9 protein-coding genes are annotated in these 14,744 nt (G+C 74.5%); 5 read left to right on the top strand and 4 right to left on the bottom strand.

Annotated features, from left to right (window positions below; genetic code table 11):
* Positions 1-156 precede the first annotated feature (156 nt).
* Entirely contained in the window at positions 157-5,067 is a 4,911-nt protein-coding gene (locus GA0070213_RS08905; RefSeq protein WP_091060511.1) for an SCO7613 C-terminal domain-containing membrane protein, read from the bottom strand.
* Between the two features lie 159 nt (positions 5,068-5,226).
* A complete protein-coding gene (locus tag GA0070213_RS08900) occupies positions 5,227-6,654 on the bottom strand; it encodes a UDP-glucose dehydrogenase family protein (RefSeq protein ID WP_091060509.1) in 1,428 nt (475 codons plus the stop codon).
* A 242-nt stretch (positions 6,655-6,896) separates the two neighbouring features.
* On the opposite strand from GA0070213_RS08900, the gene GA0070213_RS08895 reads away from it, so the two are divergent.
* On the top strand, positions 6,897-8,060 hold the full coding sequence (locus GA0070213_RS08895; protein ID WP_091060506.1) for an acyl-CoA dehydrogenase family protein: 1,164 nt from the start codon (positions 6,897-6,899) through the stop codon (positions 8,058-8,060).
* Between the two features lie 58 nt (positions 8,061-8,118).
* On the opposite strand, the gene GA0070213_RS08890 is transcribed toward GA0070213_RS08895, so the two are convergent.
* Positions 8,119-8,778 carry a hypothetical protein gene (locus tag GA0070213_RS08890; RefSeq protein WP_091060503.1) on the bottom strand — a complete coding sequence of 220 codons (660 nt, stop codon included), beginning with the start codon at positions 8,776-8,778 and terminating at the stop codon, positions 8,119-8,121.
* Positions 8,779-8,801: 23 nt separating this feature from the next.
* On the opposite strand from GA0070213_RS08890, the gene GA0070213_RS08885 reads away from it, so the two are divergent.
* Together GA0070213_RS08885 and GA0070213_RS08880 are read left to right on the top strand one after the other, a co-directional pair.
* Complete coding sequence (locus GA0070213_RS08885) at positions 8,802-9,317, top strand: acyl-CoA thioesterase (RefSeq protein ID WP_091060500.1); 516 nt, start codon at positions 8,802-8,804, stop codon at positions 9,315-9,317.
* Between the two features lie 202 nt (positions 9,318-9,519).
* Positions 9,520-11,490 carry an acetoacetate--CoA ligase gene (locus GA0070213_RS08880; RefSeq protein ID WP_091060496.1) on the top strand — a complete coding sequence of 657 codons (1,971 nt, stop codon included), beginning with the start codon at positions 9,520-9,522 and terminating at the stop codon, positions 11,488-11,490.
* 106 nt (positions 11,491-11,596) lie between these two features.
* On the opposite strand, the gene GA0070213_RS08875 is transcribed toward GA0070213_RS08880, so the two are convergent.
* Positions 11,597-12,286 carry a TIGR03089 family protein gene (locus GA0070213_RS08875; RefSeq protein ID WP_091060493.1) on the bottom strand — a complete coding sequence of 230 codons (690 nt, stop codon included), beginning with the start codon at positions 12,284-12,286 and terminating at the stop codon, positions 11,597-11,599.
* Positions 12,287-12,436: 150 nt separating this feature from the next.
* Between GA0070213_RS08875 and GA0070213_RS08870 the strand changes: the two genes are divergently transcribed.
* Complete coding sequence (locus tag GA0070213_RS08870; RefSeq protein WP_091060489.1) at positions 12,437-13,582, top strand: glycosyltransferase family 4 protein; 1,146 nt, start codon at positions 12,437-12,439, stop codon at positions 13,580-13,582.
* A 64-nt stretch (positions 13,583-13,646) separates the two neighbouring features.
* The gene (locus tag GA0070213_RS08865; RefSeq protein WP_091061473.1) at positions 13,647-14,738 is read left to right on the top strand and encodes a mannose-1-phosphate guanylyltransferase; all 1,092 of its coding nucleotides are present in this window, start codon (positions 13,647-13,649) and stop codon (positions 14,736-14,738) included.
* The last annotated feature ends 6 nt before the right edge of the window (positions 14,739-14,744 follow it).

Here is a 14,744-nt window from a genome sequence, read left to right as displayed (position 1 = left end):
TCCCGTCCCGGCCTCGCCGGTCGCTTTCCGTTACCGATGCGTCCGTGGCTGCAGAGCAAAGGCAGCGGGACGGGTGCGGGCCGCGCCGACCGGCCGCTACGGACAGCGACCGGTTGACGCGCCGGCAGGGCCACGGGTTGACGCGCCGCCGGCGCCTCAGCGCATCCCGCGCAGCGCGGTCTGCAGGCGCTCCTGGGCGCGGCGGCGACGCTCGTTGCTCGCGCCCAGCACCAGCAACACGAGGCCGACCGGGATCAGGACCAGCCACGGGCCGAGGCTGAACAGCGCGTGTACCGCGGCGATCGCGGTCACCGTGGCACCGACGATCACCGGCGCCTGTTGCCGGCTCGTCGAGCCGAAGATCAGCACCGCCACGGCGCCGAGCAGCAGCAGCACCTGACGCAGCATGCTGGAGTCGGTCGCCACCACGATCGCCAGCGACGGCAGGAACGCGGTCACCAGCGCCGGCCCGTACGCCACCCAGCTCGACATGTCCGGCCGGTGGCGCAGTTGCAGCACCCCGACCAGCAGGGCCAGCGCCGCGAACGGCAGGGTGTACGCCTCGGGCAGGGCCACGTCGGACACCCGCATCAGGATCCACCAGGCGCTGATCTCGCAGGCCACCACCGCCCAGAACAGCAGGTTCCGCTCCGTCGGGCGCCGCCCCGGGCGGCTGGCCGCGATCCCGAGCACCGCGCCCCAGGCGGCCAGCAGCGCGGCGATGTGCCGGGGCGAATCGTACGCCAGGGCCAGCGCGATCAGCGCCGCGCCGTAACCGCTCCACTCGACCGTGGCCGCCTCCCGGTAGGCCTCGGGCCGGCGCAGCCGGGGCAGGGTGGCGGCGAAGACCTGCAACGCGGCGCCGACCGCGAGTACCCCGAACGCGGACCAGACCGCGGCGAGCCCGGCCACCAGACCCAGCGTGAGCACGAAGAGCTGGGCCATCAGCGAGGCGAACAGCCAGCCGAGGATGCGGGCCCGCTGGGTGGTCCCGTAGAACGCGGCGACCAGGCCCACGGCGACGGCACTCCCCAGCGTGATCAGGGTCAGGTCACGGGTGGCGAGGGCGCCGGCGAGCCCGGCGCCGCCGGCGGCCAACCCGATGACGAAGACCAGCACCCGGGCGACCCGGATCGAGCGGCCCGGCTCGGCCAGTGCCGGCGGCGGGGTCAGCGCCAGCCCCAGCATCGAGATGGTGAACACCACCAGCCCGGCCTGCGCGGTGATCGGCCAGCCCTGACCGAGCGCCACCGGCGTGATCAGCAGCGTGAGGGCGGCCCCGGGCAGGATCACCGGCACCGCCCGGGACCGGCGCCCGCCGCTGAACCCGGTCGCGGCCAGCGCCGCGGTCGCGGTCAGCAGCAGCGCGGTGAGCACGTGGGTGGGATCCACCGCGTCCGGCGGCGGGGTGAGCAGCTCCGGCGGCGGCCCCTGCCAGACCCGTCCCAGCACGACGAACGTGGAGAAGAGCGCCACCACCAGCGGCGGCGCCAGGGTGACCAGCGCCAGCGCGGTGGGCAGCGCCGCCGCGGCCAGCGCCCCCGCCGCCGGGCTGACCCGCCACCGCAGCTCGGTGGGCTCGTTCCGGTCCCGGCGCAGCGCCCCGTTCAGCAGCACCGACCAGCGGCGTACCGGCCGGGCCGAGCCGGCCGGCGGGACGGTGGCCGCGCGGATGAGTTCGGCGAGCACGCCGAGCAGCGCCGCGGCGGCGGCGTACACGCCGGCGGGCAGATGGACGAGGAGCGCGGCGGCGGCGGTGACGGTGGCCGCGCCGACGACGGCCACGCTGGCGTACGGAAGGTACTGCGGCACCTGCCGGCGGACCGCCGCGACCACGGCCAGGCCGATGCTGGCGGCGGCCAGCGCGGCGGTGAGCACCACCTGTGCGGGACGGTCGAACTCGGCGGACAGCGCGGCCACCGCGCCGGGCAGGGCGAGCAGGGCCGCGCCGGCGGCCGCGCCGCCCACCTGGACCAGGTGCGGCGGCATGCCCTCGGCGCGGACGTCCTCCACCAGGGTCGGCGCGAACGACCGGGCCAGGGCCGCCACCGTCACCCCGATCAACGCGATGCTGCCCAACGCCAGCGCGGTGGTCCAGGGCCGGACCAGTCCGGCGCCGGTGGCGTGCAGCGCCACCACCCCGGCGACGGTGGCCCGGGACAACGCGGCCCGCGGGTCCGCCGCGGCCACCGCCGCCATCCCGTAGACCGTGGCCGCCATGGCGCCGACCAGCACCGGCGACCACCAGGGCAGGTCGAACGCGGCCGGCGCGCCCACGGTGGCGAGGACCGCGGCCACGCCCGAGACGTCGTACTTCCACGGTGGCGGCAGCAGGATGGCGGCGGTCACCGCCAGCAGCGCCAACGCCACGGGCGCCTGCCAGGTGGCACCGCCGGTGGGCGCGGCCGGCCAGCCGCTCAGGTCACCGGCCCAGATCGGGCCGGGGGTGGCCAGCACGCCGACGCCGCCGCGCAGCGCGCTCCAGGCGGCGATGAGACCGATCAGCGTGCCGCCGGCCGCGATGCCGAGGATCGGCCCACGCCGCCACTCCTCCGGCAGCGCCCGGGCGGCGACCGCCACCACCAGCACCAGCGCGGCCGCCACCACGAGTTGGCCGCCCGGCGCGAGCACCGCGGCGATCCGGGCCAGGGTGGCGACCAGCGCCACCGTGGTGGCGGCGAGGGCCAGGTCCGACCCGTCGAGCGACATGTCGGCGCGGCGTCCGGCGTCGATCCGCGGGGCGAGCGCCAGCAACGCGGCGCTGATCAGCAGCAGGCCACCCACCCAGGCGTCCGCCGAGGTGGCACCGGGCGCACCGAAGCCGGCGGCGGCGACCGCCACCGCGCCGAGCACCGTGCCGAGCGCGTGCGGCATGCTCAGCTGCCGCTGCGCCACCTGGACCAGGGCGGCGTACGCCAGCGTCACGCAGACGGCCAGGAAACTCGCGGCGAGGATCGGGACGGTGATCTCACGCAGGTTGGCCGGGGTGGGCGTCGGTGGCGTCGGCACCGTGGCGGCGACGAACGCGGCCACCGCGCCGGGCAGGGCGAACGCCGCGCCGCCGGCGGCCCAGGCGCAGACCGGGTCCGTCGCGGCGGCGGCGATCCGGACCCGGGGCGCGAGCGAGACCAGCGCCCCGGCGAGGAAGAGCAGGGTCAGTGCCGCGGCGGTGAGCGCCGGCCGGGCGAGCGCCGCCCCGGCCCCGGTCAACCCCAGCACGGCGGCGGTCACCGCGTGCACCACGGCGGCGCGTTCGGTGCCGGCGGTGAGCCCGAGCACCCCGACGGCGACCGCGGTCAGCAGCATCGGCCAGCAGGCCACCGCCCAGCCCAGGCCGAGCGAGGCCGGCACGGCGAGCGCGGTGAGCGCCGCGCCGACCACGGCGAACTCCCGCCGGATCTCGATCGGCAGCGCGACCACGGCGGCGACGGTGAGCAGCAGCGCGCTGGCGGCGAGCTGCCAACCGGTCGGACCGACCGCCCGGGCCAGCTCTGCGTGCCATCCGCTCAGGTCGGCCGACCAGGCCGGCAGCGCCGCCCGGACCGGGGCCAGCCCGGCCCGCAGCGCCCCGCCGGCGACCACCAGGCCGCTGACCGTGAGCGCCACCGCGGAGGCGAGCTGCGGGCCCCGGCGGGCCGCCTCCGGCATCGCCCGGACGGCCAACCCGGTGAGCGCGATGACCGCGGAGATCAGCAGCAGGGACCGGCCGGGCAGGGCCACCGAGGCGACCCGACCGAGCGCGCCGATCACCGCGAGCGTGACGATGCCGGCGCCCACGTCGGGCAGTGGCGGGCGGCGCAGCACCAGCGTGCCGGCGAGCGCGGTCAGCGCCGCCAGCAGCAGCACCGTGCCGGCGGCCGCGGCGGCCGGCACGGTGGCGGACCGCAGCAGGGCGGTGACCGCGTACGCCAGGGCGAGCGCGACCGCCACGCCGTGCAGCAACCAGGTCAGCTCGCGCAGCCACGGCACCGGTCGGGTCGCGGCGGTGTCCGGGCCGGCGGGCGGCTCACCGCCGAGCACCTCGGCGGCCTCCTCCGGCGCGGACTCGGGTCGGTCGTCGTCGACGCGCTGCCGCGGCGGCGCCGGAGCCGGTGGCGCGGTGGGGGGCAGGTCCGACCGGACCGGCCGCTCCCGCACCACCGCGGAGCGGGCCAGCGCCAGGTCCAGCACGGCCACCACGGTGAGCACCAGGGCCCAGCCGGCCGGCCCGGTGATCCGCTCGTACGCCAGCAGCGGCAGCACCGGCTGGGCGGCCAGCACGGTGGCGAAGCGGGGGGCGCGCAACCCGGTGCCGTACGCGTAGCCGACCGCGACCACTGTGGTGACCAGGAAGATCGACCCGGCGAACGCGGCCCCCGAGGTGCCGCCGCCGATCCGGTCGACGGCCCAGACCGCGTACCCGGCCAGCGGCACCAGCAGCAGCCCGACCGCGGCGATGGTCTCGGCGGTCGAGGTGAGGCCGCGGCGGGCCAGCACCGGCGGGGCGAGCAGCATCACCACGGTGGCGACCAGCAGCACGCCGAGCCGGGCCAGCGCGTCCATCGAGCTGGTGGCGACGGCGGCGAAGACCACCGCCGCGACGCCGAGCAGCAGCGCGCCGAGCCCGAGGGGGATGTTCTGCACCTCGCGCGAGGACGCCTCCGGCGGGTGCTCCGGGTCGTCCGCGTCGAGCCACTGCGGGCGGCCGCGGGGCGGCGACGGAGGCAGGTCGTCCGGTGCGGGCGGCGGGGTGCCCTGCCGGGGCACCCGGGGCGGGGCGCCGGTGGTGGCGGTGGGCGGGCGGCGCCCCGGACGCCGGCGCAGCACCTTGCGGGGCCGGGTGGCCTGCTTGATCCGCTCCTCACCGGCGTGCGCCAGGATGTCGCGCTGGAAGAGGGCGGCCTGCATCTTGGCGGCGATCTGCCGCTGCTCGCGGGCGATCTCGGCGTCGCGGGCCTTCATCTCGGCGATCGAGCGCTCGATGTCGGCCAGGTGCTCGGCCCACTGTGGCTGGGCCGCGCCGCAGTGTGGGCAGACGGCGGCGGGCTTGATCTCCCGCCCGCACCCGGCGCACCTGAAGCTCTCCACGACAGTCTCCCGTCCGCCCGCGCCCGTCGCACTGTGGACCACTCAGAAGCATGCCTTGACCGGGCCGGGATTTCGACAGTTGCCGGCGCGTTCCGGACAACAAAAAGGGCCGGCCGGCCGGGGACCTGGTCCCCGACCGGCCGGCCCGGTGTCGATCGGTCAGGGGCGGCCGAGGCCGCGGTACTCCCAGCCGGCCTGCGTCCACAGTGTGGAGTCCAGGCAGTTGCGGCCGTCGACGACCTTGCGGCCGTTGACCAGCTCGCCCATGGCCACCGGGTCGGCGTTGCGGAACTCGGCCCACTCGGTGAGCACGCAGACCAGGTCGGCGCCCTGGACCGCGTCGTTCATGGAGTCCTCGTAGGCGAGGCCGGGCACCGCGCGACGCGCGTTCTCGATCCCCTGCGGGTCGAAGACGTGCACGTCGGCGCCGGCCTTGCCGAGCAGCGCGGCCACCGCGAGCGCGGGCGCGTCGCGTACGTCGTCGGTGTTGGGTTTGAAGGTGGCGCCCAGCACCGCGACCCGGGTGCCGGAGAGGTCCGGCCCGGCCGGGCCGGAGCGGCGGCCGAGCAACTCGGCGGCGAGCTGCACCACCCGGGTCCGCCGGCGCATGTTGATCAGGTCGACCTCGTGCAGGAAACGCAGCGCCTCGCCGGCGCCGAGCTCCTGGGCGCGGGCCTGGAAGGCGCGGATGTCCTTCGGCAGGCAGGCGCCGCCGAAGCCGAGCCCGGCCTGCAGGAACCGGTTGCCGATCCGCGGGTCGTAGCCGATGGAGCGGGCGAGCTGGGTGACGTCGCCGCCGGCGGCCTCGCAGACCTCGGCCATCGCGTTGATGAACGAGATCTTGGTGGCCAGGAACGCGTTCGCGGCGACCTTGACCAACTCGGCGGTCGCGAAGTCGGTGACCACCAGGGGCACCTCGCGGTCCTCGGTGGCGGCCAGGTCGAAGACGCCCTTGTGGGCGGCGAAGAGCATGCCGTTGGCCCACTCGCTCTTGACGCCGACCACGATCCGGTTGGGGCGCAGCACGTCGTCGACGGCGAAGCCCTCCTGGAGGAACTCGGGGCTCCACGCCACCTCGACGCCGAGGTCCGTCGGGGTGTGCTTGCCGACCAGCTGCTCCACCCACTCGGCGGTGCCCACCGGCACGGTGGACTTGCCGACGATCAGCGCCTTGCGGGTCAGGTGCTGGGCCAGGCTGGTCACCGACGCCTCGACGTATGACAGGTCGGCGCCCATGCCGTCGGCCCGCTGCGGGGTCCCGACGCAGATGAAGTGCACGTCGCCGAAGTCGGCGGTCTCCTGGATGTCGGTGCTGAACCGCAGCCGGCCGGCGGCCAGGTTGCGTCGCAGCAGCTCGTCGAGGCCGGGCTCGTGGATCGGCACCTCACCGGCGTTCAACTTGGCGATCTTGTCCGCGTCGACGTCGAAGCCGAGCACCTCGTAACCCAGCTCGGCGTAGCAGATGGCGTACGTCGCGCCGAGGTAGCCGGTGCCGAGGAAGGTCACCCGGGGCCGGGCCGAGCCCGACGGCGGGGTGACCGCGGCGATGGCGGGCATCGGCTGGGAGTTCGGGTACGGGATCGTCACGCCTGTCTTCTCCGCTCGCGCTGGCGGCGCATCCTCGCGTCGCATCTGCTGGGGCGCCTAGGCCGGGCACCGAGGGGACTGATTCTGTCTGAGGGTAGTTGGTCGGACGGGCGACGCCCGGCCGCGGGCCTACCCGCCGGTAGGGTTCGGTCGGGCCTGGTGGCTATTCTTCAGTCTGCGGCAGTCGGCGGCCCCCGGGCGGCACAGACTGCGCATGATAGCGGTGGAAGGGGAGGGCCGACATGGCCGCAGAGCAGTCGTTCGACGTCTACCGGTTGCCGGAGGAGCACGAGGCGATCCGGGAGGCGGTCCGTGAGGTCTGTGCGGCCAAGGTGGCTCCGCATGCCACCGAGGCGGACGAGACAGGTGAGTTCCCGAAGGCGTCCTACGACGCGCTGCGGGCGGCCGACTTCCACGCCCCGCACGTCCCGGTGGAGTACGGCGGCGCCGGCGCGGACGCGCTCGCCACGGCCATCGTGATCGAGGAGGTGGCCCGGGCCTGCGCCTCGTCCTCGCTGATCCCGGCCGTGAACAAGCTGGGCACCATGCCGCTGCTGCTGGCCGGCTCCGAGGAGCTGAAGCGGAAATACCTGACCCCGGTCGCCTCCGGCGACGCGATGTTCTCCTACTGCCTCTCCGAGCCGGAGGCGGGCAGCGACGCGGCGTCGATGACCACCAGGGCGGTACGTGACGGGGACCACTGGGTGCTCAACGGCGTGAAGCGGTGGATCACCAACGCGGGGGTCTCCGAGTTCTACACCGTCTTCGCGGTGACCGACCCCACAGCCCGCTCGAAGGGCATCTCCGCCTTCGTGGTGGAGAAGTCCGACCCGGGCGTGAGCTTCGGCGCGCCGGAGAAGAAGCTCGGCATCAAGGGCTCGCCGACCCGCGAGGTCTACCTCGACAACGTCCGGATCCCGGCCGACCGGATGATCGGCGCGGAGGGCACCGGCTTCGCCACCGCCATGCAGACGCTCGACCACACCCGGGTCACCATCGCGGCGCAGGCGATCGGCATCGCGCAGGGCGCGCTGGACTACGCCAAGGGTTACGTGCAGGAGCGCAAGCAGTTCGGCAAGGCGGTCGCCGAGTTCCAGGGTATCCAGTTCATGCTCGCCGACATGGGGATGAAGCTGGAGGCGGCCCGGCAGCTCACGTACGCCGCCGCCGGCAAGTCCGAGCGGGGCGACGCGGACCTGACCTACTTCGGCGCGGCCGCGAAGTGCTTCGCCTCGGACGCCGCCATGGAGATCACCACCGACGCGGTCCAGCTGCTCGGCGGCTACGGCTACACCCGCGACTACCCGGTCGAGCGGATGATGCGGGACGCCAAGATCACCCAGATCTACGAGGGCACCAACCAGGTGCAGCGCATCGTCATGGCCCGCCAGCTGCTCAAGGGCTGACCGGGGTCCGAGGCGTTCGGGCGGGCGGGCCGGGGTCGACCCCGGCCCGCCCGCGCTGTCAACGCCGGTCGGTCAGGTCGTCCGGCCGGTTGCCGCCGCGCGGCGGGGCGGACCACGGCGACTCGCCGCCGGTGCGGCGGGGCAGGGGTTCGGTGGGGTTCTCGGGGTAGGCCAGCGTGAGCGGGGCGGTGTCCGGATCCTTCGGCGGGCCGGGCGGCGGCCAGTCGGTGGACGCGGGCCGCTGCTCGGCCGGCGTGACGTCCGGGGTCAGCTCCGCCCCGTCCGTCGCCGGCACGGGTCGGCGCCGCCACCGCCCCGCGCTGAACACGGCCATCAGCAGCAGCATGCCGATGAGGAACAGCGTGCCATTGTCCAGCGGCTGGCGCAGCGGCAGCGGGTCACCGAGCAGCTTCAGGTCGCCGGGCACCCGGTCCCGCACGGTGAACGGCGCGACGAACAGCCCGAGGTAGGGGACCACGAGCAGCAGTCCCGCCACGAGCGGGCCGAGCGGCGAGAAGCGCAGTGTGCCGAGCAGGCCGAGCAGGACGCCGGCGACGCCCAGATAGACGGCCGGCTCGATCAGGTTCGGGGTGCTGTACGTACCGATCTCCACCCAGCGGTTGACGGTCCGCCCAGATCCGTCCTGACCGAGGGTGACGAGCACCCAGGTGACGGGCGCCACCACCAACCCGGCGAGGAAGCTCCAGAGATGTCGCATCCGCGCACCGTACCGTTTCCGGCATGACAGATCATCCCGCGGTCCCGCCGGGTAAGCCGACCTCGTACTCCCGCGTCACGCTGAGTCGCATCATGACCGCCGTCGATGTCAATCTGTACGGGACCGTGCACGGTGGGGTACTGATGAAGTTCGTCGACGACGTGGCCGGCGCCGCGGCGGCCCGGCACAGCGGCGGCACCGCGGTCACCGCCTCCATCGACGAGATCGTTTTCTCCGAGCCGGTCCGGGTGGGGGATCTGGTGCACGCGCACGCCCAGGTCAACTGGACCGGCAACACCTCGATGGAGGTCGGGGTGCGGGTGGTCGGCGAGCGCTGGGACTCGGCCGAGGACGAGCCGGTGCGGGTCGCCACCGCGTACCTGGTCTTCGTGGGGGTGGACGTCGGCGGCGCGCCCCGCGCGGTGCGCCCGGTGCTGCCCGAGACACCCGAGGACGAGCGCCGCTTCCGGGAGGCGGAGATCCGACGGGCGCACCGCCTGGCCCGTCGCCGCGCCATCCAGGCCCACCGCGCCGCCTGAGGTGTTAAGCGGGGCCCCTTCCTCTGCAGAATGCGTTAACAAGGGGCCCCTCCTTACATCCCACATGGGGAGGGGGCGGGGGGTGTGGGGTGGGCACGCCCCGTGGGCGGGTGCCGGTGCGGAGAATGGCGGCACGAGGTAGGGCAAGATGGCGCCACGGCCCATGCACAGTGTCGTGCCGGGCCCCAGGGAGGGTGGAACTGTGGGTGACGTGCTCTGGACGCCGCCGGCCGACGTGCGTGAACGGTCCCGGATCGGTGACTACCTGCGCTGGCTGACCGAGCACCGGGGGCTGGAGTTCGCCGACTACGACGCGTTGTGGCAGTGGTCGGTGACCGACCTGGACGCGTTCTGGCGCTCGATCTGGGACTACTTCCAGGTGGTGGCGCACACCCCGCCGACCGCCACGCTCGCCGAGCGCTCCATGCCCGGCGCCCGCTGGTTCCCCGGCGCGACGCTCAACTACGCGGAGAACGTGTTGCGCATGCCGGGGCTCGGCGACGACGCCCCGGTGGTGATCGCGCACGGCCAGACCCGCGCGCCGGAGACGCTCACCGCCGCGGAGCTGCGCGACCGGGTCCGTCGGGTGTCCGCCGGCCTGCGCCGGCTCGGCGTGGGACCCGGCGACCGGGTGGCCGCGTACGCGCCGAACATCCCGGAGACGTACGTCCTGCTGCTCGCCACCGCGAGCCTGGGCGCGATCTTCTCGTCCTGCGCGCCCGAGTTCGGCACCCGCAGCGTCACCGACCGCTGGCAGCAGATCGAGCCCACCGTGCTGGTCGCGGTGGACGGCTACCGCTACGGCGACAAGCCGGTGGACCGGCGCGCCGAGGTGGCCGCGATCCGGGCCGCGCTGCCGTCGCTGCGGCACACCGTCGCGATCGGGTACCTCGACCCCGCCGGTGACGTGCCGGAGGGCGCGCTCGCCTGGGCGGAGCTGGCGGCGGAGACCGACGAGCCGCTGTCCTTCACCCCGGTGCCGTTCGACCACCCGCTCTACGTGCTCTATTCCTCCGGCACCACCGGGCTGCCGAAGCCGATCGTGCACGGGCACGGCGGCATCCTGCTGGAGCACCTGAAGATGCTGGCGCTGCACCACGACCTGGGCCCGTTCGACCGGTTCCTGTGGTTCACCACCACCGGCTGGATGATGTGGAACTTCCTGGTCTCCGGGCCGGCGGTGGGCGCGGCGATCGTGCTGTTCGACGGCAACCCGGGCCACCCGGACCTGGGCGCGTTGTGGCGGCTGGCGGCGGATACCGGCACCACCTACTTCGGCACCTCGGCCCCGTTCCTGCTGGCCTGCCGCAAGGCCGGGCTGGTGCCGCGGGACGTCGCCGACCTGTCCGCGCTGCGCGGCCTCGGCTCGACCGGCGCGCCGCTGCCCGCCGAGGGCTTCACCTGGGTGTACGAGAACGTCGGTGACCGCCTCCAGCTCCAGTCGCTCTCCGGCGGCACGGACGTCTGCACCGGCTTCGTCGGCGGGGTGCCGCTGCTCCCGGTGTACGCCGGTGAGATCGCCTGCCGGGCGCTGGGCGCGAAGGTGGAGGCCCGCTCCGCCGACGGTTCCCCGGTGATCGGCCAGCTCGGTGAGCTGGTGATCACCGAGCCGATGCCGAGCATGCCGGTCGGGTTCTGGAACGACCCGGACGGCGACCGCTACCGGGAGGCGTACTTCGAGGTCTATCCGGGGGTGTGGCGGCACGGCGACTGGATCACCGTGAACGAGCGTGGCGGCTGCGTCATCACCGGCCGGTCCGACGCCACGCTCAACCGGGGCGGCGTGCGCCTCGGCACGGCCGAGTTCTACTCCGTGGTGGAGGGGCTCGACGAGGTGGTCGACTCGGTGGTGGTGCACCTGGAGGACGACGAGGGCGGCGCGGGGGAGCTGCTGCTGTTCGTGGTGCTCGCCGAGGGCCTGGAGCTGGACGACGACATGCGGAAGAAGATCTGCCGCGAGCTGCGGACCGCGCTGTCGCCCCGGCACGTGCCGGACGAGATCCACCAGGTCCGCGCCGTGCCCCGCACGTTGAGCGCGAAGAAGCTGGAGGTGCCGGTCAAGAAGATCCTGACCGGCACCCCGGTCGACCGCGCCGCCGCCAAGGGCGCCCTGGCCAACCCCGAGTCCCTCACGGCCTTCGCCACCCTGGCCCGACAGCGCCAACCCTCCTGACCCCACCCTCTCCTCGCCGATCGTGCGGTTTCTGCCCCGACCAAAGGGGTGAACGCCCCCGATCCGGGGCCGAAAGTGCAAGATCGCGGGGAGGGAGGGGCGGGGGTCAGGGGAGGGTGTGGGTGGCCTTCTCGGTTTCGGCGCGGGAGGGGTGGCGGGTCGGGTCGGGGTGGGCGCAGGCCACCACGCTGGCGCCGGCGGTGAGCGGGGCCAGCAGCCAGTCGACCGGGTCGGGGTGCCGGGTCACGTCGACCAGCAGGCGGTCGCCGGGGGTGAGGCCCAGCTCCGCGGCGCGGGCCTCCGCGCGGGCCAGCAACGCCGCGTCGCCCTCGCCGGCCTCGGGGTACGGGGTGAAGTGGTCGCCGTGGGCGCGTACCGCGCCGACGAAGTCGGCGCACCCGGCCGGCACCTGACGCATCGGCAGCGCGAACGGGTCCAGCGCCAGCGCGTACCGCTCGCCGGCCGGCCACCGGGCCGCCTCGTCGACCCGGTCGACGGCGGTGAACAGCATCTCCACCGGCCCCGGGGCGTCCACCACGGTGAGCTTCGCCGACCAGCAGCCGAGCAGCACCGCGGCGGTCTGCCAGTGCGGCGGCAGCAGTACGCCGACCGGATCGCCGGGCGCGCAGCCGGCCTCGTCCACGAGCAGGTTGGCGGTCTTGGCGACCCAGTTCGCCAGCGTCGCGCCGGAGAGCTCGGTGCGTTCGCCGGTGGCGTCGTCGTACCAGGTCAGCAGCGGTCGGGTGGGGTCGGTCGCGATCGCGTCGGCGAACACCCGGGCAATGTTGTCGGCCATCGGCGCGAACGATACGCGCCCCGGGCGCGTACTCGATGACAACGACAAGTCGGCGTACCGTCGGGTCGCAGTCAGCGTCGGACACCCCGCCCGGCGTAGGCTTGCCGACAGTGTTCTTCCCCACAACCGCGCCACCTGAGGAGTCGCCCCGTGACCGCCGGTCGCCCGCCCCGCGTTCTCATCGACGCCACGAGTGTCCCCGCCGATCGCGGCGGCGTCGGTAGATACGTCGACGGCCTGCTCGGCGCGCTCGGCCGGGTCTGCGGCGACGGCGTCGACCTGGCCGTGGTGAGCCTCCGCACCGACCTGGAGCGCTACACCCGGATGCTGCCCGGGGCCGAGATCATCCCCGCGCCGGCGGCGGTGGCGCACCGCCCGGCGCGTCTCGCCTGGGAGCAGACCGGCCTTCCGCTGCTGGCCCAGCAGGTCGGCGCGGAGGTGCTGCACTCGCCGTTCTACACCTGCCCGTTGCGAGCCGGATGCCCGGTGACGGTGACCGTGCACGACGCGACGTTCTTCACCGAGCCGGAGCACTACGACAAGTCGCGCCGGACGTTCTTCCGCAGCGCCATCAAGACCTCGCTGCGCCGCGCCGCCCGGGTGATCGTGCCGAGCAAGGCCACCCGCGACGAGCTGATCCGGCTGCTGGACGCCGACCCGACCCGGATCGACGTGGCCTACCACGGCGTCGACCAGGCCGCCTTCCACGCGCCGGGCGACGAGGAGAAGGCCCGGGTCCGGGCCCGCCTGGGGCTGGGCGACAACAGCTACGTCGCGTTCCTGGGCGCCAAGGAGCCGCGCAAGAACGTACCCAACCTGATCCGGGGCTGGGCCCGGGCGGTGGCCGACCGGCCCAACCCGCCGGTGCTGGTGGTGGCCGGCGGCCAGGGCCACGACGACGACATCGACCGCGCGGTGGCCGAGGTCCCGTCGCACCTGCGGCTGCTCCGCCCCGGCTACCTGCGCTACGCCGACCTGCCCGGGTTCCTCGGCGGCGCGCTGGTCGCCGCCTACCCGTCCTACGGGGAGGGTTTCGGGCTGCCGATCCTGGAGGCCATGGCGTGCGCGGCCCCGGTGCTCACCACGCCTCGGCTCTCCCTGCCCGAGGTGGGCGGCGACGCCGTGGCCTACACCAGTGAGGACCCGGACCAGATCGCCACCGACCTGGCCGCCCTGCTCGACGACGAGCAGCGGCGGCTCTCCCTGGCCAAGGCCGGCTTCGACCGGGCCAAGGAGTTCACCTGGGAGTCCAGCGCGGAGGTGCACATCGCCGCCTGGCGGCGGGCACGTTCCTGAGCGTCCGCCACGGCGCGCCGCACACGCGCCGTGGCAACTCGCCCGCTTCGGGCATGATGTGCTGATGTTCTACGCCGTCATCCCGGCGGGCGGCAGCGGCACAAGGTTGTGGCCGTTGTCCCGCGCCGGCCACCCCAAGTTCCTCCACCCGCTGACCGGTACCCCCGCCTCGCTGCTGCAGGCCACGGTCGACCGGTTGGCGCCGCTGACCACGCCGGAGCGCACGCTGGTGGTCACCGGGGCCGCGCACGCCGCGGCGGTGGCCCGGCAACTGGCTGGCCTGCCGGAGGAGAACGTCCTGGTGGAGCCCTCACCGCGAGACTCCTGCGCGGCCATCGCGCTGGCCGCCGCGGTGATCGCCGAGCGTGCCCCGGACGCGGTGATGGGCTCGTTCGCGGCCGACCACCTGATCGCCGACCCGGACCGCCTGGCCGCCGTGGTGCGGCAGGCGATCCGCGGCGCCGAGCAGGGGCTGCTGGTGACGGTGGGCATCACCCCGACCCGGCCGGAGACCGGCTACGGCTACCTGGAGACCGGCGAACCGGTGGACGGCGGGCCGTTGCGACCGGTGCGCGAGTTCAAGGAGAAGCCGGCGGTCGAGGTGGCCGAGGGTTACCTCCGCTCCGGCCGGCACCTCTGGAACGCCAGCATGTTCGTCTGGCGGGTGGACGTCTTCCTGGCGGAGTTGGCCCGCCAGCAGCCGGCGCTGCACGCCGGGATCACCGCCATCGCGGCGGCCTGGGGCACCCCGGAGCAGGACGACGTGCTCGGCACCGTGTGGCCGACGCTGCCGAAGATCTCGGTCGACTACGCGGTGATGGAGGGCGCGGCGACCGCCGGCCGGGTGGCGACCGTGCCGGGCGACTTCGGCTGGAACGACGTCGGCGACTTCCACACCCTCGGCGAGGTGCTTCCGGCCGACGCCGCCGGCAACGTGGTGCTCGGCGGCGACGGGAAGCCGGACGTGCTGCTGCACGACACCACCGGCACCGTGGTGGTGCCGCACTCCGGCCGGTTCGTCGCCACGGTCGGCGTGCACGACCTGATCGTGGTGGACACCCCGGACGCGGTGCTGGTCTGTCCGCGCGACCGGGCGCAGGACGTGAAGCGGGTCGTCGACCAGCTCAAGGAGCGTGGCGACGAGGGTCTGGTCTGACCGGGC

The organism is Micromonospora humi, from assembly GCF_900090105.1.
GTDB lineage: Bacteria > Actinomycetota > Actinomycetes > Mycobacteriales > Micromonosporaceae > Micromonospora > Micromonospora humi.
This window is presented reverse-complemented; position numbering and strand designations above follow the sequence as displayed.

Bases quoted from the DNA above. Each gene is read 5' to 3' on its own strand.
- GA0070213_RS08885 (WP_091060500.1), top strand. From the start codon at position 8,802: ATGACAGATCATCCCGCGGTCCCGCCGGGTAAGCCGACCTCGTACTCC.
- GA0070213_RS08865 (WP_091061473.1), top strand. From the start codon at position 13,647: ATGTTCTACGCCGTCATCCCGGCGGGCGGCAGCGGCACAAGGTTGTGG.
- GA0070213_RS08890 (WP_091060503.1), bottom strand. From the start codon at position 8,778: ATGCGACATCTCTGGAGCTTCCTCGCCGGGTTGGTGGTGGCGCCCGTC.
- GA0070213_RS08895 (WP_091060506.1), top strand. From the start codon at position 6,897: ATGGCCGCAGAGCAGTCGTTCGACGTCTACCGGTTGCCGGAGGAGCAC.
- GA0070213_RS08875 (WP_091060493.1), bottom strand. From the start codon at position 12,286: ATGGCCGACAACATTGCCCGGGTGTTCGCCGACGCGATCGCGACCGAC.